The following is a 24,718-nucleotide window of genomic DNA, read 5'->3' as shown; positions in this document are numbered from 1 at the left end:
CATTCTTTGAGTCTTAAAGCCGTTCAGTCTGTCAGTCAGTAAACGAAAATTTCAACAGCTTAGAAAAGCTTTCGGCTGAAAAAGAGAGTAATATCTGGATGGTTTTGGGCGTTTCCGAGGCTTCTGCGACACGTCGCACATATTGACTTTAACCCGCTTTTTAATAGACTGATACGGATTTTCACTGAATTAAAACAGAAATTAGTAATATTAGGAGAAAATTTGTGGCTTATAAGTGCATAGTTCTTATTAAGCAAGTCCCTGATACCAGCCGTATCACGGGCGAAGCGATGAACGAGGACGGAACGGTAAACCGAGGGGCGCTGCCTGCGATCTTCAATCCCGAAGATCTCAACGCCCTTGAGCTTGCTCTCCAAATCAAAGAAAAATACGGCGGCTCAGTTACCGCTGTAACGATGGGTCTGCCCTCAGCCTCAGAGGTTCTGCGTGAGGCCATGTTTATGGGTGCTGATGATGCGGTTCTGGTTACCGACCGCCGCTGCGCTGCGAGCGATACGCTCGCTACCAGCTATATTCTCACAAGAGCTGCTGAGAAAATCGGCTACGACCTGGTGCTTTGCGGAAGGCAGGCTATAGACGGAGATACCGCGCAGGTTGGCCCTCAGATGGCAGAGAAGCTCGATATCCCGCAGATAACTTACGTGGAACAGGTTCACGAGCTCAGCCCTGAGAAGATTGTCTGCCGGCGAAATATGGGTAACGGCTGGCAGAAAACAGCCTGCAAACTCCCAGTTCTGCTCACTGTTACCGATCAGGCAAACGAGCCGAGAATCGGGGCTGCAAGACGGATAATGAAGTTTAAGAACGCCAAAACCCCTGCCGAGATAACCAAAGAAGGCGGAAGTGAAGAGGATATCAGCCTGATGAGAGATAAGGGGCTGCTTATCGGACAGCTTAATTTGGATGATGTTCAGGCAGATTTGCAGTGGTGCGGCAGAGACGGCTCTCCAACCAAGGTTCATCGGATAATGAGCGTTGTGCTCACTGCAAAAGAGAGCAAAGAAGTGGAGCCTAGTGCTCAGGGCATCAACGATATGGTGCACGAGCTTATAGAAGACCATACAATAGGCTGATTAAAAATGATGTTTACGCAGGCCTTGTTTTCAAGCCTGCTGATTTTCAAGGGATTTATAAATGATAGAAGTAAACAGACAAGGCGAGGTGTGGGTTTTTGCCGAGCAGCATCTTGGGAAGGTGGAAGATATTGCCTTCGAACTGCTTGGAAGAGCCAGAGAGCTTGCAGATAAGCTCGGCGTGAAAGTGGGGGCTGTTATTGCCGGAGACAGCATTAAATCTGTCTGCGAGGAGCTGATACAGTACGGCGCGGATAAGGTTTATGCAGTTGAGAACAACCTGCTCGAGCATTACCAGACAAATTCATACACGAAAGTCTTATGTACTCTAATTGAAAAACATAAGCCGCAGATTGTGCTCTATGGAGCTTCGCCTGTGGGAAGGGATCTCGCCCCGAGAGTGGCGAGCAAGATGAAGGCCGGTCTCACAGCGGACTGTACAGACCTGCAGATCGGAAACCATGAAATCAAGAAGACCGGCGAAAAGCACGAAAATCTGCTCCTGCAGATACGTCCTGCCTTCGGCGGAAATATCATCGCAACAATCATAAATTACGACCGCTGGCCTCAGATGGCAACGGTTCGTGAAGGGGTTATGCCGATGCCCGAGCCGGATGCAAAACGCAAAGGCGAGGTGATAGATGAGAGCGTAAGCCTTTCCGCCCAAGACCTGCCGATAGAGATTATTGAGCAAGTACGAAGGGAGAAGTCGGTTAATCTGAAGGCCTCAAGAATTATTGTTGCAGGCGGAGCAGGAGTAGGCAGCAAGGAGAACTTCCGGATGATATGGGATCTTGCAAACGCCCTCGGCGGAGTTCCCGCTGCCACAAGAGCAGCAGCGGATCTCGGTTATATCGGGAAGGATTATCAGGTAGGCCAGACAGGCACTACCGTTCGTCCCAGCCTTTATATAGCTATCGGCCTGAGCGGAGCTATTCAGCATCAGGCGGGGATGAGCGAATCGAAGAAGATTATTGCTGTGAACAACGATCCGGACGCAGCGATTTTTGATGTGGCGCATTACAAGGTTTGCGGAGATCTCAACGAAGTTGTTCCGCAGATGATTAAGGCGGTTAAAGAGAAGGTTTAAAGGCCGGAATAGAAAGATAAGGAAAAGATTATGGGCAACTTTTTTACAGATAACGACGACCTTCGCTTTGTATTGAACAATATGGACCTCAGCGGTATCTCCAACCTGACAGAGCAAGGGTATAAATTTGCAGATAAATTCGATTATGCCCCGGCAAGTGCTGAGGAGGCAATCCAGAATTACAATATGGTGATGGAATCTCTCGGCCAGCTATGTGCAGATTTCATTGCTCCAAGAAGCGAAGAGATGGACAGGCAGGGCAACACGCTCACCGAAGACGGGAGAGTGGAGCGTCCTGAAGCGATGAATGAAATTCTCGATAAGCTCGCCAAGGCGGATGTGATGGGGATGACCCTCCCATACCGTTTCGGCGGCCTGAATTTCCCAACCACGATTCTGTCTGTGGCAAACGAGATGATATCTCGGGCAGATGCCTCGCTGATGAATATCTTCGGGCTTCAGGGTATTGCGGAAACAATAAACTCGTTCGCTTCAGAAGAGATTAAGCAGGAATACCTTCACGACCTCGCAGCGGGCACAAAAACCGGAGCAATGGTTCTAACCGAGCCGGATGCCGGATCAGATTTGCAGGTTTGCAAGGTGAAGGCCTTTCAGGATTCCAGCGGGCAGTGGTATCTCCACGGCGTGAAGCGGTTTATCACAAACGGCTGCGGCGAGGTTCTCCTTGTGATGGCAAGGAGCGAGCACGACCGCAAAGACGGCCTTGGCCTGAGTCTGTTCGTCTGCCACAGCGGGCCTAGTGTGAAAATCCGCAGAATTGAGGATAAGATGGGAATCCATGCCTCTCCCACCTGCGAGATATACTTTGACAACACCCCCTGCAAGCTCATCGGCGAAACCCGCCGCGGGCTGGTAACCTATGTTATGGCTCTTATGAACGGAGCAAGGATCGGGATATCCGCCCAGTCTGTGGGAATAGGCGAGGCGGCATACCGTGTTGCGAGGGATTATGCAGCGAGCAGAGAGCAGTTCGGCGGACCTATCGAACACCTCCCGGCAGTTCGTGATATGGTCGTCGAGATGAAGATAGACGTGGAAGAGAGCAGGGCTCTGCTCTATGAAACATGCCGCGTGGTGGATTTGGAAATCGGGCTTACCAGAATAACTGAAAGCGACGACTACAGCAAAGAAGAGCAGAAAGACGCCAAAAAGCAGCTTCGGATGATAAAACGCTACGCCGCTATGCTCACGCCTATGAGCAAGTATCTCTCAACGGAAATGTCTAACAAGGTGGCCTATGATTCGATTCAGGTGCTTGCGGGCTCGGGATTTATGCGGGACTACCCCACCGAGCAGTACTACCGCGATGCGAGAATCACAACGATTTACGAGGGCACTACCCAGCTCCAGATTGTGGCCTGTGTTCGCGGCGTTTGCAACGGAACAGCCCAGAAATACATCGAAGAGCTTGCTGATTTCCAGTTTGACCCGGAGCTTGAAGAGCTTCTCGAGATCCTCAAGCAGAACAGGAAAACAATGGATCAGTGCATAAAGCATATAAAAGAAGAGAGCGTAGAATTTATGGATCTCTACGGCCGCAGGATCGTGGATATAGCGATTAAGATTATATGCGGGTATCTGTTATGCCGTCATGCAAGCTGCACCAGCGATATGCAGACAGCAAGCGCCAAAGAAGGCGAAACTGTGAGTATGAAAAAACGCAAGGCAGTGATTGCAAAGAGATACATAAAACGCAATTCGCCGATTATCAAAGCCCTTGCAGACCAAATCCTGCTCGGAGATAAATCAACATTCCAAGATTACGAAGACATCGCAGGCCCTGTGCCTGAGCTTGTCTGATTTTCTGATGGCTGAATGCTTAGAAATCAAAGCCGCAGGGAGCTTTTCTCTGCGGCTTTTTCTATGAATTCTCAAGCTTTCTTTTCTCGGTAAAGGCCTTGAGTATTGCCGCAGCAGCCACAGCATCCAGCCTCTTTTTTTTCTTCTTTCGCGTTAGCTCTGCTGGGCGGAGCATATCAGATGCAAATTCGCTTGTGAGCCTTTCATCCTGAAAGAAAACTTCAAGACCGGCAATCTTCCCTGCCTTTTCTGCGAAGCTTCGCACCTTTTTCGCCTGCTTGCCTTCTGTGCCGTCCATATTGTAAGGCAGACCGAATACAAGAGCCTCTGCTTTGTAGTCCTGTGCTGTTTGGGCAATTTTCTCCGCAAGTCCATCGTCCTTCTGCTGCACCACCTCCAGCGGCGAGCAGATAATCTCGTCCCTGTCGCAAACTGCGAGTCCTGTGCGTTTGAGCCCGTAATCTACTGCTAAAATAATCATAATCTTTCCTTCCGGCGATGATTATATTTCTGCCCGCAGCTTTTTCCACTTTTGTTTTCAGCTGAGCAGGGCAGGGTGAGCCGAGAAAATTCTTTTTACTCAAAGCTGAAAGGATATAATTTAAGCCTTATCTAATAAATGCCGGCTGATTTGAGCCGCCGGCAGCGAAGAAAAAGCTAATACAGCTGAAGGAATATATATGAAAAACGAAAGCCACTCACGGGTATGCATAATCACAGTAACCGGCAAGGATCAGGTGGGGATTATTGCCCGCATCAGCAGGGAGCTTGCCGAGCTGGACGTAAACATCATAGACGTAAACCAGAAGATTATGAGCGAAGAGCTGTTTGTAATGACAATGGCCTGCGATATGGCCTCCAGCAGTACGACGATGAGCGAATTAAAAAAGCGTCTTGCAGAGGCTGGTGAGCAGCTTGATCTCCGCATAAACTGCCAGGATGAAAAGCTGTTCACCGAGATGCACAGGGTTTGATGTTGCATCCGGCAAATATATTCAAAAATCTGCCTGAGAGTTTTCCGGAAGGTGAGCAGTTCGATGAGCTTCTCTTCAGAGGTGGTGTTACAATCGAGCGCATAATCTCCGATGGGCATAAAACCCCCGAAGGACAGTGGCTCTGCAGCGGGAAGAACGAATGGGTTGTTGTGCTTGAGGGAGAGGGAATCCTTGAATTCGCCCAGAATAGCCCGGTAAGGCTTGCTCGAGGAGACTATTGTTTTATTCCAGCAGGCTGCAAACACAGAGTGGCGGATACTTCGCAAAGCGAAAAGACAATATGGCTCGCTATCCACTTCTGAGAAAACTCTCGTAGGCAAAAAGACCAGAGAAATCAGACCCGCAGATAGCAAGGAGATATAATCCACAGGTTGCACAGAGTTTTTTTTGACAGGATTTACAGCCCCGAACCGCTTTGGCTGCGGGGCAAGTATCTACAGGATTTTTAAGGTTCAAGGCAATGGGAAGGCAAAAGGCTAAAGTTCCGCTGACCGAGTCCACCTCGTCCACCTTGTCCACTCACTCACTAATTCACACTAATTTTCTCTAATGATTTTATTGCTCGCCACGAGCCACGAATCTATCCGCTTACTTTCCGCCTCCGGGGGAGAAATAAGTGGACAGCAGACGCTCATTACAGACTGGCGCAGCAATTACGAATTGAGCCGGGGGCTAAATCTGCCCTGCCGGTACGGTGAGGGTTAGGGCGAATGCCTTTTCTGCTCCCGCCTCTTTGAGCACACGAGCGCATTCGTTGATCGTTGCACCGGAGGTTCGAACGTCGTCAGCGAGCAGGATACTTTTGCCTTGCACATCAGCGAATCTTTTCAGAGCGAAAGCCCCTCTCACGTTTCTCATTCGCTTGCTGTAGCTTTCCATCACCGGCTGGGGTCTTGTCTGCCTTGTGCGCTTTAGCACAGTTCGGGAAGGGATGCCGATGGATTTGAGCCCAGCAGCGAGTATGCCGGCCTGATTGAATCCCCTTGCCCAGCGGCGAGTCCAGTGCAGAGGCACAGGGCACACAAAATCTATCCGCTCAGAGGCGAATCTGTTCTGGAAGGATGAAACTGCGAGGATTCGAACAAGCTTAATCAGGGCAGCATTTTCCGAGCGTTTGAGCATCAGCACGAGGTTTCTGAGGGTGCTTTCGTATCTGCCGGCGCGGGCGAATCCGTTTATATGCAGCTTTTTGTTTATGCAGAATCCGCACATATCATTTTTCGCTGCCTCCTCGCTCACAACCGCCCCGCACCTCGGGCACGCGCAGTCGCTGCAGGCATCTTTGAGCCCGTCCCAGCAGTCCCCGCAGAGCGGCTGTCCAGCAGCAGTGAGCTCCCCGCAGGCAAGGCATCTGGAAGGCCAGAGAACAGCGTTTGCCGTATGGATGAGATTATCGCAAATTTGTTCTGCCAGAATCCTCATTTTCAAACCCGCAAAACTTCACGGAGGCTAACTTTATCATAAAAACCCGTCGCTTACAAATATTTCCGCTTTTTGTTTAGAGCAAGTATGCGACAATTTTTTGCGGCAAGCGGCTCGTGGCCAGCGGCAAAATCTGACTATACTTGACATATTCATCATATAAGATTAAGATTCAACTCGCAATCGTTAGGGGAAGCTAATAAACAAAAATCGGCCTGTTTACAGGCATTGACAAAGGTGATTTATGGAAAAGAAATTAACCTCTGGGCTTGAGGATTATCTTGAAGCGATATACTTAATTCAGGAAAAAGAGGGTTCAGCAAGGGTTAAGCAAATCGCAGAGAAGATGAGTGTAAGAGCGGCTTCTGTAACCGGCGCGCTTCAGTCCTTATCGGCCAAGGGTCTTATCAACTACACCCCGTACGAACATATCAGACTCACAAAAAAGGGGCGGAATGAGGCGGTCCGCGTGGAATCAAGGCACAGGCTCCTGAAGAGATTTTTCGAAGATGTGCTTTGTGTTGATGAGCAGAAGGCAGGAGAAGCCGCCTGCAAATGCGAACACGGACTCCATCAGGAAATTTACGACAAATTCACATCGCTTATGTATTTCCTTGAAAGCCCGGAAGGAGCAGAATTAGCAGACACACTCAAAAAACGCCTCAATAATGAGCAGTAGATGGATCTGTTCAAGGTTAAGGAGATGAGAAGATAAAAAAAAGAACTCAAAACCGCTTCCAAAAACCGCTCTGGTTTGATGAGCTTGATTCCACCAACACCTATCTCAAGGAAAAAATATCCTCAGGACTGCTCTCCTGCCCGGCAGGTGCTGTTGCGGCAGCAAAAAGGCAGCTAAAAGGCAGAGGCAGAAAGGAAAGGGTCTGGAATTCGATTGAAGGCGAGAACCTTACATTTTCCTTTGCCTCAAAAATAAGGGATGAAAGAAGAGATATATCAGGCATTACCCTTGCCGCAGGGGTGGCTGTATGCGAGGCGCTGAGGGGAATGGGAATAGAGCGTGCAGAGATAAAATGGCCGAACGACATCCTCTGCGGCGGCAAAAAGATATGCGGGATTCTCTGCGAAACTGCGGATTTCGCCGGCCAAACCCTGGCAGTCTGCGGGATAGGGCTGAACGTTAATATGACAGACAGTCAGCTTGCAAAGATAGACAAGCCTGCAAGTTCTGTATATCTTGAAACCGGCATCTGCTACCGTCCGGAGGATATCCTCAATACGATACTCGAAAAAATGAGCTCTTGGCTTGAAATATGGCTGAATGAAGGGTTTTCAGGAATAAAAAAACGCTGGGAAGAGCTGGCCTTCGGCAAAGGGCTTGAGATTGAGATAACCGAAAACGGACAGGCGGTTCAAACCGGAATTTTTAGAGGCATATCCAATGAGGGAGCACTTGTGCTTGAGCGCAGAGACAATAAAATTGAAAAGATATACACAGGCGATGTAAACTGGAAAATATAGTTTGTATTTTCAGAGTTCAATGTTATTATGGGAAAAATTGCTTAAAAGAGTTTGCAGGAGATAACAAATGAGAAGTGATACAGTAAAAAGCGGAATAGAAAGGGCCCCGCACCGCGGTCTGCTCGGAGCATGCGGAATAAAAAGAGAAAATATGGGCAAGCCCTTCATCGCTGTGGCAAACAGTTTCTGCGAGGTTGTGCCCGGGCACGTACATCTCAATCTCGTGGCTAAAATCGTAAAACAGGCGATTCGTGATGCGGGCGGAGTGCCGTTTGAATTCAACACAATCGCCGTATGCGACGGAATCGCCATGGGGCACAGCGGCATGAAATACTCGCTTGCCTCAAGGGAGATTATCGCAGATTCTGTGGAAACAATGTGCAACGCACACTGCTTCGATGGAATGGTCTGCATCCCGAACTGCGATAAGATTGTTCCCGGAATGCTTATGGGTGCTATGCGTGTAAACATCCCTACAGTTTTCGTTTCCGGCGGGCCGATGAAGGCCGGCGTTGACAAGAACGGAAACGTGGTTGATCTGATCAGCATATTCGAAGGCGTTGCTAAGAGAAACAAAGACCTGATCACAGATGAAGACCTCGCAGACCTCGAGGCAAACGGCTGCCCGGGAGAGGGGAGCTGCTCAGGGATGTTCACAGCGAACAGTATGAACTGCCTGTGCGAGGCGATAGGAATGGCCCTCCCGGGCAACGGAACTGTTCTTGCAGCAGATCCCGAAAGGGAGAAACTGTATAAACAGGCAGGAAGCCAGATAATCAAACTCCTCGAGAAAGGGCTCAAGCCGCTGGATATCATCAACGAGAAATCCATTGATAATGCGTTCACTATAGATATGGCAATGGGCGGTTCTACAAACACAATCCTGCACACCCTCGCTGTAGCCAAAGAGGCGGGAGTTGACTACGACCTTGAAAGAATCAACGGCATAAGCAGAAAATGCCCGAATATCTGCAAGGTTTCCCCCTCCAGCGAATGGCACATACAGGATGTAAACGAGGCGGGCGGAATAAGCGCTATAATGAAGGAAATCTCAAAAACAGAAGGCCTGATACACGAAGACTGCCTAAGCGTTACAGGCAAAACAATCGGCGAAAATATTTCCGATGCGGAAATCAAAAACGAAGAATGCATCCATCCGCTCGATAAGGCATACAGCAAAACCGGCGGGCTGTCAATCCTCACCGGAAATCTCGCTCCAAACGGATGCGTGGTAAAGACGGCGGGCGTTGATAAATCTATGATGAAACACAAAGGCCCTGCCGTGATATTCGAGAGCCAGGAAGAGGCCTGCGAGGGAATCCTCGGCGGTAAGGTAAAAGAAGGCGATGTTGTGATTATCCGCTATGAAGGGCCTAAAGGCGGTCCAGGGATGCAGGAAATGCTCAGCCCCACCAGTTACATAATGGGAGCAGGGCTCGGCGAAAGCGTAGCACTGATAACCGACGGACGCTTCAGCGGAGGAACAAGAGGAGCCTGCATCGGGCATGTTAGCCCCGAGGCGGCTTCAGGAGGCCCGATAGGGCTTGTTGAAAGCGGGGATATAATCGAAATCGACATCCCTGAGAATTCAATCAAAATTAACATCTCCGAAGAGCAGATGAAGGAAAGACGCAGCAAATGGAAACCGCGTGAGGCAAAAATCAAAACGGGCTATTTGGCCAAATACGCAAAGATTGCACAGAGCGCAGATAAAGGCGCTGTGCTTGAATGGTAATTAAGGCATTTCTAATTTGATAAAAAACTTCAGGCGGTTTTCACTGCAAAGCTTTGAGGCCGCCTGTTTTTAACAATTTAATGTTTTTAGTGTTATAAGATATGGGCGTAAACGCAAAACAGTTTCTAAGCTTGATAAATCAGATCTACCCGCTCCAGCTCGCACAGCAATGGGATAATACGGGGCATTTGATCGGTGATGAAGACGGGCAGGTTCGCAAGGTTCTTCTCTGCATAGACCTCACAGAAGCGGTTTACAGCGAAGCAGAAAGAGGCGGCTTCGATGCAATCCTCTGCTATCACCCCGTGATATGGGAAGGACTTAAAAAGGTTACAAAGCAGTCTAAAAAGCCTGTGATTTACAAGCTGATCAGAAACGGATTCAATGTATTCAGCGTACACACTGCCTGCGACGCTGCTCAGGGCGGGGTAAACGATAAGCTCGCAGAGGCAGTGGGGATAGAAAAGCCCAAAATCCTGAGCGACCCTATCGAGCTGGATTCAGACAAACTCTGGAAGCTCACGGTCTTCGTGCCGAAGGATTATGCAGCCAGCGCAGCAGAGGCTGCATTCAAGGCAGGTGCAGGGAAGATAGGCAACTACGAAGCATGCAGCTTCAGAACTGAAGGCAAAGGAACCTTCCGCCCGCTTTCAGGGGCAAAACCTGCAATGGGAAGCGTTGATTCATTTGAAGAGGTATCGGAGATCCGGCTTGAGGCAGTAGTGCCGGAAGACAAACGCAGAAAAGTGCTTGAGGCCGTGCTGAAAGCTCATCCCTACGAAATGCCCGCTTATGATTTTGTTTCGATGGAAACGCTCAAAACAAAATACGGGCTCGGAAGATACGGGAAGCTCAAGGCCCCGGCGACAGTGGAGGAAGTGGCGAAAAGGATAAAACAGGCTGCCGGCGGAGAGGTTTTCGGCCTTATAGGAAATACGAAGAGAACAGTGGAAACCGCTGCTGTATGCGCAGGTTCTTGCGGAAGCATTTTTTCTTCTGCGATCAAGGCTGGCTGCCAGCTCTACATCACCGGCGAGATGAAACATCACGAGGCTCTTATGGCTCAGGAAGAAGGGCTGAGCTGCATCTGCCTGAGCCACAGCGTATCAGAAAGATTCATACTAAAAAGCCTCGCTGAAAACCTGAAATCCCTGAACAAAGACATCTTAGCTGAAGTATCCAAAGAAGATAAGGACCCTTTCAGGTGGACTATGTTATAGTTTCAATCAGCTGAATTAACAGCTTCAAGAAGCAGGAAAAATAAATGATATCAAAAACGGCATTAAAGAATTATGCATCAGTGATAAAAGCAGCGGCCTTTGCTTTCTTGTTCATTCCAGCGTTTTGTTTTGCCTTTATACCGCAAATAGATAAATCCCTCGGGAAGGCAAGGATATACAGCGAGGACGAACAGCTCATCGCCTCTACGGGCAAGGTTCAGCGGGTATGGCAATGGACAGATTACGGCTTTGGAACAGTGAGCCTAAAGAATCTCAGCACCGGCAAAGAATGGATCGAAGAACCCGAAAACAACTGCGACTGGGCGTACTTCGGAATAACAGAAGACAAAAAGGGTGTTATCAGAAAATTAGATGCCGAAGTTCAGCAGGCCACGCCGTTTTCCAAAGAGCATCTGAGGCTCAGAGCAGTAATATACTACCCTTCCGAGAGAACTTCAGTTTTGTATGAGGTCTGCGTTTACCCGGGCGCAGAAGGAATTAAGACTCAGCTCGGGATAAAAAGGCCGCCGCAAAATATAGCACCGATAAAAACGGAAAAAAATAAAATAATAATCAAGGCGGAAAACGGCTCCACTCACTTCCCGGATGATTTCAGAGACCAAACAGACCCTGCTTTCGCAACTGTGCTCTCGAGCAGCTCAAAAATCAGCTTTCAAATTAAAAACATCAGCTACGACAGGGATTACGTTCTAGGCCTGAGCTGGTGGGACTGGAACGGAACCGGCAGAAGGCAGAGAGTGGTGGCGAGAATTGAAGGCGAACGCTCTGAGGCCATCTTAATCCCCACAACAACACTGCCGGACTACAAAAACAAGCAGGAAAAGCCGGATGAATTCTCTATAACCGTACCCGGCGATATGCTTCTGGAAGATGATTTCATTGTTGAGGTGCAGAAGCGTCAGGGGCCGGATGCAGTTATAAGCGAAATATGGATTTATGAAGAGAATTGCAGAAAACCAATGCACCGTTCTGAACTGCCGGTAAATCGTGCAGAGGTTATCCTCGGCAAAGCGCCCGAGGGCTTCGGGCTCGCTGCCTATATGGACTGCGGCGAGAGAAACCTGCAGAGAAGAAGCTACAATCAGAGCCGAGGCGTAACTGAAGAACTTAACATCAATTTCTCAGGCGGGAAAGTGAATTTTGCAGGCTACAACTGCATCAATGAAGATTTCCTGAAAAACGAGCCTCAACAGCCGCTTCTAAAAGAAGAAACGCTGAACGTGCAGTCAGATACTTCCCGGCAGTTTGAGTGGGCAAATCTTATGACATTCCAAAGCGGGGAAAACGGGATTGCAGTAGTGAAGGAATCTAATCAATGCCGCAATTTAGACAGCTTTGATACCGGCTGGTTTTCTCTCACCCCATCCGGTCTTACAGTAACAGGCTGGGGAATAAGGCAGTTTGAAATGAAAGCGGATAGATTCAGAAAGGGATGGCCGACTTGGGTAATCTTATCGAAGGGCGATAAAGACGAGCTCCTGCTTTCCATGAAAAAATTCGACAGGCTGGTTTTCCCCGAAGATTCATTAGGCAGATTTACCTACTGCAGGACAGGAAGCAGGTACAATACCAAACTTGAGAAGAATCCGGTTAACAGCAAAAATGTAACCGAGAATATGGCTCGGGCAGGCAAGGCAGGGTTTGGGATTGTAAACATAGATTCTGGCTGGGAGCTTCAAAAGGAAAAGAGATTGATCGGCAGAGATATGTGGCGGCCGGACAGCGAATTCTTCCCCAACCAGTGGGAGGATGTTTTCAAAGCGATGCTTGAGAATAACCTTAGAACAGGGCTTTCTGCTAAAAACAGCATAGAAACGCAGGATTTGAACTGGAATTATGAAAAATTAAAGAATTCATTCTGGACGCTGGACAATTCTAAAATCAGAGATTACAAAGAACTCGAAAGCTTCCGCCGGAGAAGCGAGGAATACCTGAATCAGACCGAAGGCAATTCGTGTTTCTCCATGGAAACCGGCAAAGAATACCCAAGCGCAGGATACTACTGCCTCAGAGAATACGGAAAAATCCGCCTTTATCCCGATAATACAGAGCTCCAGCGAAACGGCAATCACATATTGCAAGACTGCTGGGAGCTTGCAAAATACAACAACCCGGGGAAATGGCAGCTTCTATTGCAGGATTTTGGGGATTACAGCCCCGAATTTGCTGCGGCAGCCAGCTGCGCAGGGCTTCCCGGCATGAAAGCTCAGTTTTTTGAAGATATCGAAGATAAACAAGCGGTTTCCAACGTGTTCGAGGTTTATGCGCAGAATTCAGCTGAGCTGTACAGCCATTTCACTTTCCCGATAGGGGAAAGACCCAATGGCAGGTCCTGGGCAGGATTTCAGTTTTGCAGCCCGGGAGATAAAGAGGGCTTTATCCTGATTTTCCGCGAAAAAGAAAATACTTACTCAAAAAACACTGTGAGATTAAAATTTCTGGGTTCTGGAAAACTAAAAATCACGAATCTCCTTGAAGAAACAGAAAAAATAACAGATTGCGATGATGGTTTTGTAGGTTTGAGGATGGATAAACCAGGCGATTTTCTTTTCCTCAAGTACAAAAAACTGTAAAAATTTCAAAATTTCACGTAATTATTCTGTAACTCATATAAATATTTGATAAAATATTGAAGGCAGTATTTATAAGAGAATATTAAGGGAAACGGTTTAACAAAACTGAGAGAGTTTTGAGATTACCTAGAATAAACTTAAAGACTAAAAGCCTTCGCAAAGCGCATATAATTTACCTGACGGGTATGTTCGTGCTTTTTATAACGCCGCTTATCTGCCAGCAGTATTCACTTCGACTGTCAAAGAAAATTGAGCAGCAGGCAGAAAGAGAGGAAGCACTTCTGTCTTTAGCCTATCAGATGCAGCTTAAAATGCGCATTGCCTCTCAGTATTTCGAAACCTACTGCATCTCCGGCGAGGAGAGCTACGCAGTAGAATTCGCAAAAATCGTAAACCAGATGGGCGGAACCAAGGCAGAGCCCTTCCAGGAAGGTTTCGACGAAAAAAGACATCTCTATTCAAATGTATCACCGGAACGGTTCGGGCTAAACAGTTCGCAGGCATCCAGCCTCAACAGCATCATCGAGCAAATCAACAATCTCATAAATTTTGAAATAGAATTCTCCAAGAAGATTCGGGAGAAATACACTGGACGCGAGCCTAATTCCGTAGATCCGAAGCTTGCAAGCAGATATTCAATCCTCTCAGGCAGAGAGGATGTTATGGCACCTGATGTTTACGAAAACTACTTCCAGAAAAGGCTTCGCATCAGGGACAATTTAGATGGGGTGATATCTGAGATGGGAGATTCTTCAAACAAGCTCCGCGAGCAGAATATCCAGCATCTTTCGGTGATGTCTTTTGTGAGTCAGGCAGCTACTGGGCTCTCTATTATTGGTCTTATAGGTCTTTCTGTGTTTATGAACAGGAAGATAATAAGCCGAATCCTGAAGGGCTCTGAATCAATGGAGAAAAACATCAATGAGGAAAACCTCTCGGCAAGGCTTGACTTAGGAGAGAGCGAAGATGAGATTGGCAGGCTGGCGAAATCTTTCAACACCCTCACAGCAAGGCTCTCTAACAATTACGAATTCCTGAGAACAATACTAAGTTCTGTAAATGAGGCCATAATCGTTTGCTCGCCGGATAAGGAGATACTCAGAATGAACGAGTCTGCCGTTCGAATGACGGGAATGAAGGTTCAGCCTGAGGGCGGGAGCAAAGCTGATGATATATTAAAGCTCCATCAGAACCGCAAGAAAGTGAGCGTTGAAGAGCTCATAGACAATGTAATCGCCAGAGGAGAAAGCAAAAGCCTCAAGAAAGACCTCAATATGAAATCTGCTCAAGGGGCTGAATATATAATCGAGCTGATTGCCAAGCCTCTGCAGAATGAAAGAGGGGGAACAACAAACGTAATCATATCGATTTTTGATTTCACTTTCCAGCACAGGCAGTTCGAGAAGCTTGTTGAAGCTCAAAAGAAGTTTGAACTCCTGCTCAAAGGCTCTATGCTCGGGATGTGGGAATACGACTACAAAGAAAATGCTTTCTACACCCAGCCGGGATTTTTCAAGATGCTCGGTTTAGAAACGCTCGGCGAGGGGCCGCATTCGCCTAATATCATAAAAGACATATGCCACCCGGACGACTATGAGAATCTGATGGATTCAATTCTCAATTTCAGCGAAAATCCAAAGAACGGAATAAATGCAAGATTTTTGAGCGGCTGCGGGAAATGGCGGAAAATATATATATACTGCGAATTTCTCGACTATCACAACACAGGCTCGAAAGACCGCCTCGCCGGCTTCAATCAGGATATAACAGAGCAGGTGGACTCAGAGCGTAAGATTGCTGAAAGCCATACGCTCCATGATGTGGCAGAGATTGCGAGCCTCGGATACTACAACTACAACTTCGAAAAGAAGACATACGAAATCTCCGACGGAATAAGAAAGATTATGGGTATGCCCGAGGGACAAACCGAAATCTCGCTTGATCAGCTGCTTGATTCGATAGAGGGCGGGGAGGACCAAATTCCTCTGGTAGCCAAAAACTTTGACAAATACGGGCCTGGCATTGAGCCCCGGAAATTTTTAATGACGCTGAATTACAGAGGCGTTAGAAAAACGCTCAGGGTTCAGCCTCAGGTAGAAAGAAATAAAAAAGGCGAGCCTGTTGGGCTTTGGGGCGTGGTGCAGGATGTAACCGATTTTGAAAAGGCACGCAAAGAGGCAGTAGAGAAATCCGCCCTGTTCCGCGATATCACGGAAAACTCAATGTTCGGCGTGTTTATAACTAAAGACAACGAGTTTGTATATGCCAATGAACGTTTTGCAGAGCTTATAGGCGAAAGCCCGGACAGCTTAATCGGAAAGAACTACAGCGAAATTTTCGCTGAGAAAACCTGCTCAGAGCTTTCAGAGATCAATACCAGCAAAGACGGAAGCGAGAATAATCCGCTTAACTTCGGTATCAAGATAAGCACGAAAGAAGGCAGGAGCTTTATTGCAAACATCTACCAGAGGAGCATTGAATACAACTCCCGCGAGTGTTTGCTGGTAATGCTCTGGGACGATACAGAAAAGGCCGAAACCGAGCAGAAGCTCCGGCTGAATCAATTTGCAATGGATTCGAGCAACGATGAGATCTATGTATGCGATGAAAGAGGCAATATTATCTACTGCAATGAAGCAGTTGCCCATAATACCGGCTACGACAAGCATTCTCTGATGGGCGAAAATATCTCAATGGTATTCAACACGACAGAACAATATCAAAGCCGCCTGCTTGTTGAGGGCAAAAACCGGATAGATAAATTTGTACAAAAACGAAGAGATGGAAGCGAATACACCTCAGAAGTTAATATCACAAGCTTCATCTCGCCCGAAGACAAACAGCTTTACTGCATCGTTTCAAGAGATATAACAGAACGAATCGAGATGCAGAAGAGCCTTCAGCTTATGAGCAAGGCAATCAACTCCTCCAGCAATGAGATCTATATCGCTGATAAAGATTCACATATTATCTACTGCAATGAAACTGTTCTGAAAAACACAGGCTACACGCAGGAGGATATGGAATCTGTCAGGGCTTGGACAATGTCTCAATCTGAAACTATGAGAAATCTGGAAGACTACCGCAAGCTTTACAACAGCCTCCAGCCGGGGCAGAATCTAACAAGAAGAAGCAAACAGAGAAGAAAAGACGGCAGCCTTATCAGCGTCGAGGTTGATATTATAGCCTTTAATTCTCATGACGGCGAAAAGCTCCTTGCAGCAATCGTAACAGACGTAAGCGAGAGAGAGGCCTACGAGGAAAGACTCCTTGAGGCCAAACAGGCAGCTGAATCTGCAAATAAGGCCAAGAGCACCTTCATAGCAAATATGAGCCACGAAATCCGCACGCCTCTTAATGCGATCATAGGTTTCAGCCAGATTCTCGCACTTGAGATAGAAAAAGAGAGCCATAAGAGCTATGTGGAATCGATCAATACCGCCGGGCAGGCTCTGCTTTCTCTTGTAAACGACATACTCGATATCTCGAAAATCGAGGCCGAGAAGATCAGTATGATCTCTAAAGAAACGGATGTTTTAAAACTTCTCGAAGAGATAAGCATGATCTTCAAATACAAGGTTATGCAGAAGAATCTCAGCTTCTCTCTGGATGCAGGAAACATCCCAGTACTTATGCTGGATAATAAACGTCTGAATCAGGTTTTGATTAACCTCGCCGGGAATGCGGTAAAATTCACCGACGAGGGCACTATTGAAATGGGCGCAGACTTCCAGTACAACTATGGGGATAACACCAGCGGCACCCTTACAATTTGGGTTAAAGACAGCGGAATAGGCATCTCAGAGGAAAATCAGAAACGAATCTTTGAAGAATTCGAGCAGGTGGAGCTTTCCGATTCAAGGAGCTACGAAGGCACCGGACTCGGCCTGAGCATATCCAAGAAGCTCATCAAACAGATGGGTGGTGAGATATTCCTTGAAAGCGCCCTCGGAGCAGGCAGCTGTTTTACGATAGTTTTGCCGAATCAAAAAACAGTGGATAAGCCTGATGTAATAATCGACCAGCATCAGGAAGATGTATTCCTCACTGCAAGAGGCGTAAGAGCTATGGTGGTCGATGATATTCAGGACAACCGCTATATGCTCGAGGAATACCTCCAGAAGATCGGCTTCGAAACCCTGTCAGTTCAGGGCGCAGAAGAAGGGCTCAGCAAACTTGAAGGCTTCAAGCCGGACATAATAATCTCAGATCTGAGGATGCCGGTGATAGACGGAAGCAGCTTCGCCAAACAGATCAGACAAAACGAAACCTTCTGCGATATACCGATAATCGCACTTACCGCTGCGATGGAAAGCAGCATCTCTTACGACCTCACAAGCTTTGATGAAACACTGCTGAAGCCGGTAAACTTCAGCGAACTTTGCGATGTTTTGAGCCGGTACTTTGATTTTGAAAGCTCAAACTTTGAGGCTTATGAGGATGAGTACAAGAAAGTTTCGCCCGAGAATGCCGGCGATATCTGGGAAAGCACAATAAAAAACCTGAAGAAAATGATACATTCAGGGCTTGTGATAAACGAGGTATCTTTGGCAGCAGATAAGCTCATCTCTTTCGGTGAGGAAAAAGATGAAGAGGGGCTGATAGAACTGGGCAAAAAGCTGAAAATGGCTGTCGAAACTTTTGACGTGGTTCAAATTGAAAAGCTTATAAACAAGCTTGAAGATATATGTTCCATTGAAAACGAAGAGGTTTAAAAAGAGCATATCCTTTCTGCTATAAGCTCTGCAGCGTTTCTGCCTGAGCCGAGATTTAATGATTTCTTTTTCATTTCCTCCAACCTTTTCTCATCTTCCATAAGCGGAAATAAAGAATTGCGCAGATTATCCGCTGTGCTCTGATAATCATCCCTGCAATCCTCGGCAATCAGAGCAACACCTTTCTCCTCAAGCTTGCGTGCATTGAGAAGCTGGTGCTGGTCTTTATGGTATGGGTAAGGAATGCAGACAGCAGGCACACCTGAAAAGGCATATTCCGCCACGCTCAAAGCTCCGCTTCGCCCTGCCGCAAGAGAGGCGTTTGCAAGGAGCGGGGGCATCTGGTCGGTATATTCAAGTATATGAGCTTCGATTTCCCTGCCTGCATAAACCTCTCTCAGCTCATCCGACTTGCCTCTTCCAGCTATAACCACAATCTGCCAGCTTTGTGCAAATCGTTCAAATTCTACCGCTAAAAGGCACATCGCCTTGTTTATGCTCAGCGCACCGCTTGAGGCTCCGCTTACGAGCAAAAGCTTCTTGTCGGGCGAAAGAAACGATGGCTTGTACAGCTTTTCGGGTTGGCTGAATGCATTTCTCAGGGGGCAGCCTGTTACCAGAGGCGCAACTTTCCCCGAATCAAAATATTTGAGCGTATCTTCAAACTGGAGATAAACCTCTCTGCACATATTTATAAAAAGCCTGTTTGCCCTGCCCGGAATTATATCAATATTTATAAACACCGACGGAACTGCCAAAAGCCTTGCGGCTAACAGAACGGGGGCAGACACAAATCCACCGCAGCCTACAACCACGCAGGGCTTTGAGCGTTTTAAAATCCGAATCGATTTAAGCAGGCTCTTTATAAAACCGGCAGCAAACGAGAAATTCAAACCGAATTTTTCAGCAGGAAGAGGAAAAAAACTGTATGGCTGATTATCCAGTATCTCACTGTCAACCGCCCTTTCGCTGCAGAAGAATGATATATCCAAATCTGCTCTCTTCTCGAGCGCCTCAGCTGCTGCGAGAGAAGGATATATATGCCCCCCTGTCCCGCCGCCTGCAAAGAAAATACGCTTACTCATTCAAACACCAAATTCCAATACCTTAATAATCCTCATCCAGCCTTCGGGAAGACTGACGCGCAATATTCATAAGTATTCCAATGCCCATGCAGCTTATAAACAGACTCGTCCCGCCCGCACTTATAAAAGGCAGAGGTATGCCCTTGTTAGGAAGCATTTTAAGCACAACAAGAATATTCATAAACGCCTGTATTGTAAACGCAGCGGAGATCGTAAATGCAAGCAGCCTGCCGAACGGCTCTCTGCACTGCTTTGCAGCTTTCAACCCCAGAATCAGCAGCACAACGAAAAGTGCTATTACTAAAAGCGCTCCAAGCAAGCCAAGCTCCTCGCATACCACGCTGAAGATAAAATCCGTCTCCGCTTCCGGCACCGCCCCGCGCTTGCAGATTCCTCTTCCAAGCCCCTCACCGAAAAAGCCGCCGTTGTATATCGCAGCTAAAGACTGATTCTGCTGATAGTTGATATCCTTGTACTGCTCGTTTTCGTTGAGAAAAGCGAGAATCCTCTTTACGCGGTAAGGCCTTAGCCAGACAAAAACAGAAAGAAGCGGCACGCCGGCAATTATACCGCCTGAAAGCATCCAGAGAGGCAGCCCCCCGAGGAACAGGATCATTGCTGCAATAAGGCACATAAAAGCGCCTGTACCAAAATCATTTACTATTACAAGCAGTATGTAGGCGGCAGGAACAATAAAGGCAATACTGAGCAGGACAAGAAAATTCAGCCCGCGCGGGCCTTTATAAGGCAAATCCAGGCTGTTTTTCGGTTTTATAATGCTGCACCTTTTCAAAACCTGCGAATGCTTAACAGCAAACCAGCAGAGGAAAAATATAACGCAGTATTTGGCCATCTCCGATGGCTGAAACTTCACAGGCCCAAACTCAACCCACCGCATTGAATTGTTCACGCTTTTCCCGAAGCCTGCAAAAATCAAAACCAGAAGGGCTAAAGTGGCAAGCATAAATGACGGGAGAGCCAAACATCTCAAAACACCTCTTAGAAAAGCCAGAAATTTTGAGGAACCCAGTTCAACTGCCTCTTGGATTCTGCCCTTTATCTCGCCCCTTTCAGGCATAGAAAACCACTGATACGGAACAGCGCTGAAGATAAAAACTATCAAAACAGCAAAGGCATATAAAAGCAGGCGGTAGGAGGTGAACTGAAAATCCCAGTCTGCTTTTGAGGAATATACCATCACAACGCCGATACCCATTAGAGTAAAGGCGACCATTGCGATTGCATCTGAATAATCCCTATGCTTTTCCATAAGCTTTCCGGCATTTCCATTATGCCGATTATATTAAAAAAACAAACCTGCGGCAAATACCCCCAGCGCGCAGCATCTCATTTCCCGCTCTTTTCAGGAATCCTGAGATTCATCCCGGGCTTAAGCTCTGCCGCTGAATTTATTTGATCCTGATTGGCCTTTAATATCTCATTCCATTTAGAAGACTTGCCGAAATATTTCTTTGAAATTGAGGAAAGCGTTTCGCCTTTTTTTACAATATGATAAACCGCAGGTGTTTCACTGCCCTTATCAGTCCTGCTCTTATCAGGCTTTGCTTCCTCGATTGTGCCGGCAGAGAAGCTGCCGCTTTGATCGTCTTCGCTGCCCTCAAGCCGAGCCCTGAAGGAATCTGGGGTCTGAGCCTGCACGGCCTCTTTATGCCTCTGGTTTTCACTTGAAACAGAAAGACCCGAAGACGAAACCTCCGTCTCCGGGTCAGCTGTTCTCATTTTTATGTAACAAGAAAGTATAACTGCCGATATAAGCGAGCCGACTATTAAACCGAATTTATAGTCTTTTCGCATTCTTCAGCTCACTTCTTGGATTTTGCTTTTTTGCTTCCCGCCCCTGCTCCGATAAGCAGTACAGGGGATGCAATTGCTATTGATGAATACGTACCCGCAAGCACGCCGAGCAGCATTGCAAAGGTAAATCCTCTCAGGCCTACGCCGCCCCAGATGTACATAATCAGCACAACTACGAACGTTGTAGCGGATGTAAGGATTGTCCTTGAAAGCGTTTGGTTAATACTTCTGTTAAGCAGCTCTTTCCATACATTGAGGTTTGAGCCGCGGTTTTCTCTGATTCGGTCGAACACGACGATCGTATCGTTAAGCGAATAACCGATAATCGTGAGGAAGGCCGCTATTATCTCGAGATTGATCTTGAAATCTCGGATTCCAAGCATCTCGCCTATTGCTGTGTTTGCAACAAAGACGCATCCTGCAAGGATACCAAGAGTAATGCAGACATCGTGTACAAGAGCTGCGATAGCGGCAAGACCGAACGAGAGATTCCCGAAACGAATCCATATATATGCGATAATAGCTATCAGAGAAAGCACAATCGCCACCAATGCCTTCGTTTGCGATTCGCTTCCGATAGAAGGGTTGATCTGTGTAACCCTCGGCAGCGATGTTTCAATAGCAGCAGCTGCCTTGATTTTCGCAAGCTCATTATTCTTGAAGTTTTCAATCTCGTCTTCAGTAAGCTCTCTGGAACCCGCATCAGGGTGCAGAGCCACATACTTAAACTCGCTTACCTGCTCAGTTTCATCAAGCTCTTCGCCGTCCATGCTCAGAATATGGAACTTGAACCAAGTGAGGTCTCGCATATCCGGCTTGAAGCGGAGGTCGTTGAGCCTTGCCTCAATCTGCCCTGCCTGTGCAGAATTATCTATTTGGCAGTTTATATAGAGCCCGCCGATATAATTAAGCAGAACCGGCTTCTTATCTGCCACCTTATCATCAATCATTACAGGCTCTTCAGCTTCCAGCCCGAGAGCCATACGTCTTTCAAGCTCTTTGCCGAAGGCATCGATTATTGCATTGTTTACAACCTCATCGACCTTCTGTTCGCCAATCTCATACTCATAATCACTGAATGCCTGTGAGAGTACATCACGCATTTCGGATTTTGCAAGCTGGCTGGTTGAAACCTCAAGGGTGCTGCCGTTTTTGCTGACCTCTATATGCTTGACATAATCGCTTGAATTTGTGTTAAGCAGAGATACAGCCTTCTGCTGCGAAGGGACCTCGCCTTCAAAAGCAACCTTCACTCTGCTCTTGTTGGTCTCAGTTGTAATGATTTCGTAGCTCTGGTCGTTATCGCCTACGCTGTAAACCTCAGCAGATTCAAGGCCGGCTTGTTTGATCTTCTTCTCAACTTCATCACGCTGGTAAGAAACGTTTTCCTTGAAGTTCACCTGAACGCTTGTACCGCCGGTAAATTCAATATCGTATTTATCGCTTCCTCGAGCGAAAAAGATGAACAGACCGGTTACAACTACAACGCCCGAAACAGCAAAGAAGCCGAAGCGCATATTCATCCACTGAACATTCGGCTTGCGAATCATCTTGAGCATAACGAGCTTATCTTTAATTATTCCAGCACCGATCAGCCATTGGAAAACTGTTCTGGAAACGAACAGTGCTGTAAACATACTTGAGACAATACCAATCATAAGAACGATTGCGAAACCCTTAATCTCCTCCGAAGCCACTTTGTACAGAATGAAGGCTGTGATGAAGGTAGTAATGTTCGCATCGAATATTGTCGAGAAAGCCTTATCGTAGCCGGATTTTATGGCTGTTTTGAGGGTAGCGCCTGATTCCTGCTCTTCCCTGATACGCTCAAATATAAGCACATTCGCATCAACTGCCATACCTATAGTAAGAATCAAACCTGCAATACCCGGAAGGGTGAATGTTGCGCCGGAAAACGCCATCACTCCGAGGATAAACAGCATATTCAAAAGAAGCGCTATATCTGCAATCGAGCCGCTGAGGGTGTAGTAGATAAGCATAAAGATCATCACTAATACCAGCCCGATAATTCCGGCAGTGATACCCTTATCGCGGTTATCCTCGCCTATTGTCGCACCGATTGTCTTCTCGGAGATAGGTGCCGGGCTTATCCTTGCTGGAAGAGAGCCGGCGTTGAGTTTGTTCACCATATCGGCCTGCTCAACCTGCGAGAAGTTTCCTGTGATGATACCCCGCTTGCCGATAGCAGCCTGAATTGTGGCGCTGCTGAGGAGCTTGCCGTCGAGAAGAACGCCTAACTGGCGGTTCATATTCGAATCGGTAAGATCATAGAACATATTAGCGCCGATCTCGTTCATCTGGAAACCTATCGCCCTTCTTCCGGCCCGATCGGTTTCACGCCTTGCCTTGGCCAGCTTCCAGTCTTTTCCGTCCTGATTGTTCAGAAGCACTTCACCATCTTTGTTGCTTGCAAGTACATACTTCTTACCTGCAAACTCACCTGTTACAGAACCCGGGAAACCTTTCCCGCGCGGGTCGTCCACTTCGCACCATACATAATCAGAATCTGATGCGAGCTTCGGCCCTTTAGTCTTTAGCTGCTGGATATAGTTCTGGGCTTCATCGCTGCTGATGTCTCCTGAAGCGGCTCTGGGGATAATTCTGAATTCGAGAACGCCTGCACCTTTAAGCATACGCTTGACGTCTTCCGGATCGTCGAGCCTTCCGCGAACACCCGCATAGGAATCGTAGGCTGAAACAAAATTTTCAATCTCCTCGATTCTGTCGGGGAATTTGTTTTTTATCTCTGCGAGGTATTCCTGCCTTCCGCTAGAACCGAGCATCTCGGTAAAGGCTTCAAGGCTGATATTGAGCTTTGAGATGTCGTTAAGGGCATCTTTGTATTTATCCGCCACTTCTCCTGCAAGCTCATCAACCACCTGCACATATTTACTCCTGCTCTGGATATAGTCCTTTAGCAGGGAAACCTTCTTCTGGGCATTTTCGGGCTCTTCGCCTTCCTCTGCCGTCTTCTCTACAAAAGAATTCAGGGCTTTTGTCAGTTCCTCGCCTTCTTTCTCAGACCAGCTTTCATACTGATACTGAAGGCCTGTTGTGCGCATACCGAGATCTTCCATGGAAGACTTGGCATTCTCCATCGCCTCCTTGGCTGAATCTCGCTGGTCCCGAAGCCTCTGGCGTTTATCATAAATTGAAGCAAGAGTATTGAGCAATTCTCTGTGTGAATCAGACTTCGCAAATTCTTTGAACTTCTCCTGACGCTCTTCTTCAGGCAGAGACAGGGAGTTGATAACCACCGCAAGATTTATGTTGGTATCCGCGAGGGCATCGTAAGCCTTCTGGTATTTCTCCCTGAGCTTCTGAGTTTCCTCGCTTGCGAGAGGAAGCTGGATTTCGAATCTCGTATCGCCCTGCGGACGAATTACAATATTCGACAGTCCGTCGGGGTCTAAACGCTTCTTTATAACCGGAATCACCTTTGCGGCCAGTCCGTCGGTTTCAGAATCGCTCATACCTTCGGTATCGATACTGTACACCAGACTCGCACCGCCGGCGAGATCAAGCCCGGGCTTGAGCTTACTCTGCGGCGGCCAAAGGGAAAGCGCCGCAAAAACTACAAGAACTAAGATTAAAACACCTTTCCAGTGCTGTTTTTTCTCCATCGCTATATT

The 24,718-nt window shown here is 47.4% G+C and carries 17 protein-coding genes; 11 read left to right on the top strand and 6 right to left on the bottom strand.

What is annotated here, in order from left to right; translation table 11 throughout:
- The first annotated feature begins 224 nt into the window (after positions 1 to 224).
- From STSP1_RS08970 to STSP1_RS08960, 3 genes are all read left to right on the top strand, one after another.
- Positions 225 to 1,094: an electron transfer flavoprotein subunit beta/FixA family protein gene (locus STSP1_RS08970; protein WP_226997478.1), complete on the top strand. Its 870-nt coding sequence runs from the start codon at positions 225 to 227 to the stop codon at positions 1,092 to 1,094.
- A gap of 61 nt (positions 1,095 to 1,155) precedes the next feature.
- Positions 1,156 to 2,184, top strand: a complete 1,029-nt coding sequence (locus tag STSP1_RS08965; protein WP_085756016.1) for an electron transfer flavoprotein subunit alpha/FixB family protein — start codon at positions 1,156 to 1,158, stop codon at positions 2,182 to 2,184.
- Between the two features lie 30 nt (positions 2,185 to 2,214).
- The gene (locus tag STSP1_RS08960) at positions 2,215 to 4,005 is read left to right on the top strand and encodes an acyl-CoA dehydrogenase family protein (protein WP_085756015.1); all 1,791 of its coding nucleotides are present in this window, start codon (positions 2,215 to 2,217) and stop codon (positions 4,003 to 4,005) included.
- 61 nt (positions 4,006 to 4,066) lie between these two features.
- On the opposite strand, the gene ruvX is transcribed toward STSP1_RS08960, so the two are convergent.
- Complete coding sequence (gene ruvX, locus STSP1_RS08955) at positions 4,067 to 4,486, bottom strand: Holliday junction resolvase RuvX (RefSeq protein ID WP_085756014.1); 420 nt, start codon at positions 4,484 to 4,486, stop codon at positions 4,067 to 4,069.
- A gap of 199 nt (positions 4,487 to 4,685) precedes the next feature.
- On the opposite strand from ruvX, the gene STSP1_RS08950 reads away from it, so the two are divergent.
- Positions 4,686 to 4,979 carry an ACT domain-containing protein gene (locus STSP1_RS08950; RefSeq protein WP_085756013.1) on the top strand — a complete coding sequence of 98 codons (294 nt, stop codon included), beginning with the start codon at positions 4,686 to 4,688 and terminating at the stop codon, positions 4,977 to 4,979.
- Entirely contained in the window at positions 4,979 to 5,302 is a 324-nt protein-coding gene (locus STSP1_RS08945) for a cupin domain-containing protein (RefSeq protein ID WP_085756012.1), read from the top strand. The genes STSP1_RS08950 and STSP1_RS08945 overlap by 1 nt, the downstream gene beginning before the upstream one ends.
- 370 nt (positions 5,303 to 5,672) lie before the next feature.
- Here STSP1_RS08945 and STSP1_RS08940 read toward each other — a convergent pair whose 3' ends face one another.
- Positions 5,673 to 6,422: a double zinc ribbon domain-containing protein gene (locus STSP1_RS08940; RefSeq protein WP_085756011.1), complete on the bottom strand. Its 750-nt coding sequence runs from the start codon at positions 6,420 to 6,422 to the stop codon at positions 5,673 to 5,675.
- Between the two features lie 244 nt (positions 6,423 to 6,666).
- Here STSP1_RS08940 and STSP1_RS08935 point away from each other — a divergent pair, with 244 nt between their 5' ends.
- From STSP1_RS08935 to STSP1_RS08910, 6 genes are all read left to right on the top strand, one after another.
- Positions 6,667 to 7,101, top strand: a complete 435-nt coding sequence (locus STSP1_RS08935) for a metal-dependent transcriptional regulator (protein WP_085756010.1) — start codon at positions 6,667 to 6,669, stop codon at positions 7,099 to 7,101.
- A 32-nt stretch (positions 7,102 to 7,133) separates the two neighbouring features.
- The gene (locus STSP1_RS08930; protein ID WP_085756009.1) at positions 7,134 to 7,901 is read left to right on the top strand and encodes a biotin--[acetyl-CoA-carboxylase] ligase; all 768 of its coding nucleotides are present in this window, start codon (positions 7,134 to 7,136) and stop codon (positions 7,899 to 7,901) included.
- 67 nt (positions 7,902 to 7,968) lie between these two features.
- The gene (gene ilvD, locus STSP1_RS08925) at positions 7,969 to 9,636 is read left to right on the top strand and encodes a dihydroxy-acid dehydratase (protein WP_085756008.1); all 1,668 of its coding nucleotides are present in this window, start codon (positions 7,969 to 7,971) and stop codon (positions 9,634 to 9,636) included.
- 101 nt (positions 9,637 to 9,737) lie between these two features.
- A complete protein-coding gene (locus STSP1_RS08920; RefSeq protein WP_085756007.1) occupies positions 9,738 to 10,856 on the top strand; it encodes a Nif3-like dinuclear metal center hexameric protein in 1,119 nt (372 codons plus the stop codon).
- A gap of 44 nt (positions 10,857 to 10,900) precedes the next feature.
- On the top strand, positions 10,901 to 13,450 hold the full coding sequence (locus tag STSP1_RS08915) for a hypothetical protein (protein WP_085756006.1): 2,550 nt from the start codon (positions 10,901 to 10,903) through the stop codon (positions 13,448 to 13,450).
- 116 nt (positions 13,451 to 13,566) lie between these two features.
- Positions 13,567 to 18,165: a PAS domain-containing hybrid sensor histidine kinase/response regulator gene (locus tag STSP1_RS08910; protein ID WP_123807025.1), complete on the top strand. Its 4,599-nt coding sequence runs from the start codon at positions 13,567 to 13,569 to the stop codon at positions 18,163 to 18,165.
- On the opposite strand, the gene STSP1_RS08905 is transcribed toward STSP1_RS08910, so the two are convergent.
- The 4 genes from STSP1_RS08905 to secD form a co-directional block, all read right to left on the bottom strand.
- Positions 18,162 to 19,250 (bottom strand): UDP-N-acetylglucosamine--N-acetylmuramyl-(pentapeptide) pyrophosphoryl-undecaprenol N-acetylglucosamine transferase, encoded by a 1,089-nt coding sequence (locus STSP1_RS08905; RefSeq protein ID WP_085756004.1) that lies wholly within the window; start codon positions 19,248 to 19,250, stop codon positions 18,162 to 18,164. The two genes, STSP1_RS08910 and STSP1_RS08905, sit on opposite strands and share 4 nt — an antisense overlap.
- A 22-nt stretch (positions 19,251 to 19,272) precedes the next feature.
- Positions 19,273 to 20,520 (bottom strand): FtsW/RodA/SpoVE family cell cycle protein, encoded by a 1,248-nt coding sequence (locus tag STSP1_RS08900; protein ID WP_085756003.1) that lies wholly within the window; start codon positions 20,518 to 20,520, stop codon positions 19,273 to 19,275.
- A 77-nt stretch (positions 20,521 to 20,597) separates the two neighbouring features.
- Positions 20,598 to 20,990, bottom strand: a complete 393-nt coding sequence (locus tag STSP1_RS08895) for a LysM peptidoglycan-binding domain-containing protein (RefSeq protein WP_161491689.1) — start codon at positions 20,988 to 20,990, stop codon at positions 20,598 to 20,600.
- An 83-nt stretch (positions 20,991 to 21,073) separates the two neighbouring features.
- A complete protein-coding gene (secD, locus tag STSP1_RS08890) occupies positions 21,074 to 24,709 on the bottom strand; it encodes a protein translocase subunit SecD (RefSeq protein ID WP_085756001.1) in 3,636 nt (1,211 codons plus the stop codon).
- Positions 24,710 to 24,718: the final 9 nt, after the last annotated feature.

Origin of the sequence: Sedimentisphaera salicampi (assembly GCF_002117005.1) — a bacterium.
Classification (GTDB): Bacteria; Planctomycetota; Phycisphaerae; order Sedimentisphaerales; family Sedimentisphaeraceae; genus Sedimentisphaera; species Sedimentisphaera salicampi.
Note: the sequence above shows the minus strand (reverse complement) of the source record. Positions and strands in the feature narration are given on the sequence as shown.

Coding starts and splice junctions, on each gene's coding strand:
- STSP1_RS08965 (WP_085756016.1), top strand. CDS start 1,156: ATGATAGAAGTAAACAGACAAGGCGAGGTGTGGGTTTTTGCCGAGCAG.
- STSP1_RS08960 (WP_085756015.1), top strand. CDS start 2,215: ATGGGCAACTTTTTTACAGATAACGACGACCTTCGCTTTGTATTGAAC.
- ruvX (WP_085756014.1), bottom strand. CDS start 4,486: ATGATTATTTTAGCAGTAGATTACGGGCTCAAACGCACAGGACTCGCA.
- STSP1_RS08950 (WP_085756013.1), top strand. CDS start 4,686: ATGAAAAACGAAAGCCACTCACGGGTATGCATAATCACAGTAACCGGC.
- STSP1_RS08945 (WP_085756012.1), top strand. CDS start 4,979: ATGTTGCATCCGGCAAATATATTCAAAAATCTGCCTGAGAGTTTTCCG.
- STSP1_RS08940 (WP_085756011.1), bottom strand. CDS start 6,422: ATGAGGATTCTGGCAGAACAAATTTGCGATAATCTCATCCATACGGCA.
- STSP1_RS08935 (WP_085756010.1), top strand. CDS start 6,667: ATGGAAAAGAAATTAACCTCTGGGCTTGAGGATTATCTTGAAGCGATA.
- ilvD (WP_085756008.1), top strand. CDS start 7,969: ATGAGAAGTGATACAGTAAAAAGCGGAATAGAAAGGGCCCCGCACCGC.
- STSP1_RS08920 (WP_085756007.1), top strand. CDS start 9,738: ATGGGCGTAAACGCAAAACAGTTTCTAAGCTTGATAAATCAGATCTAC.
- STSP1_RS08915 (WP_085756006.1), top strand. CDS start 10,901: ATGATATCAAAAACGGCATTAAAGAATTATGCATCAGTGATAAAAGCA.
- STSP1_RS08905 (WP_085756004.1), bottom strand. CDS start 19,250: ATGAGTAAGCGTATTTTCTTTGCAGGCGGCGGGACAGGGGGGCATATA.
- STSP1_RS08900 (WP_085756003.1), bottom strand. CDS start 20,520: ATGGAAAAGCATAGGGATTATTCAGATGCAATCGCAATGGTCGCCTTT.
- STSP1_RS08895 (WP_161491689.1), bottom strand. CDS start 20,990: ATGAGAACAGCTGACCCGGAGACGGAGGTTTCGTCTTCGGGTCTTTCT.
- secD (WP_085756001.1), bottom strand. CDS start 24,709: ATGGAGAAAAAACAGCACTGGAAAGGTGTTTTAATCTTAGTTCTTGTA.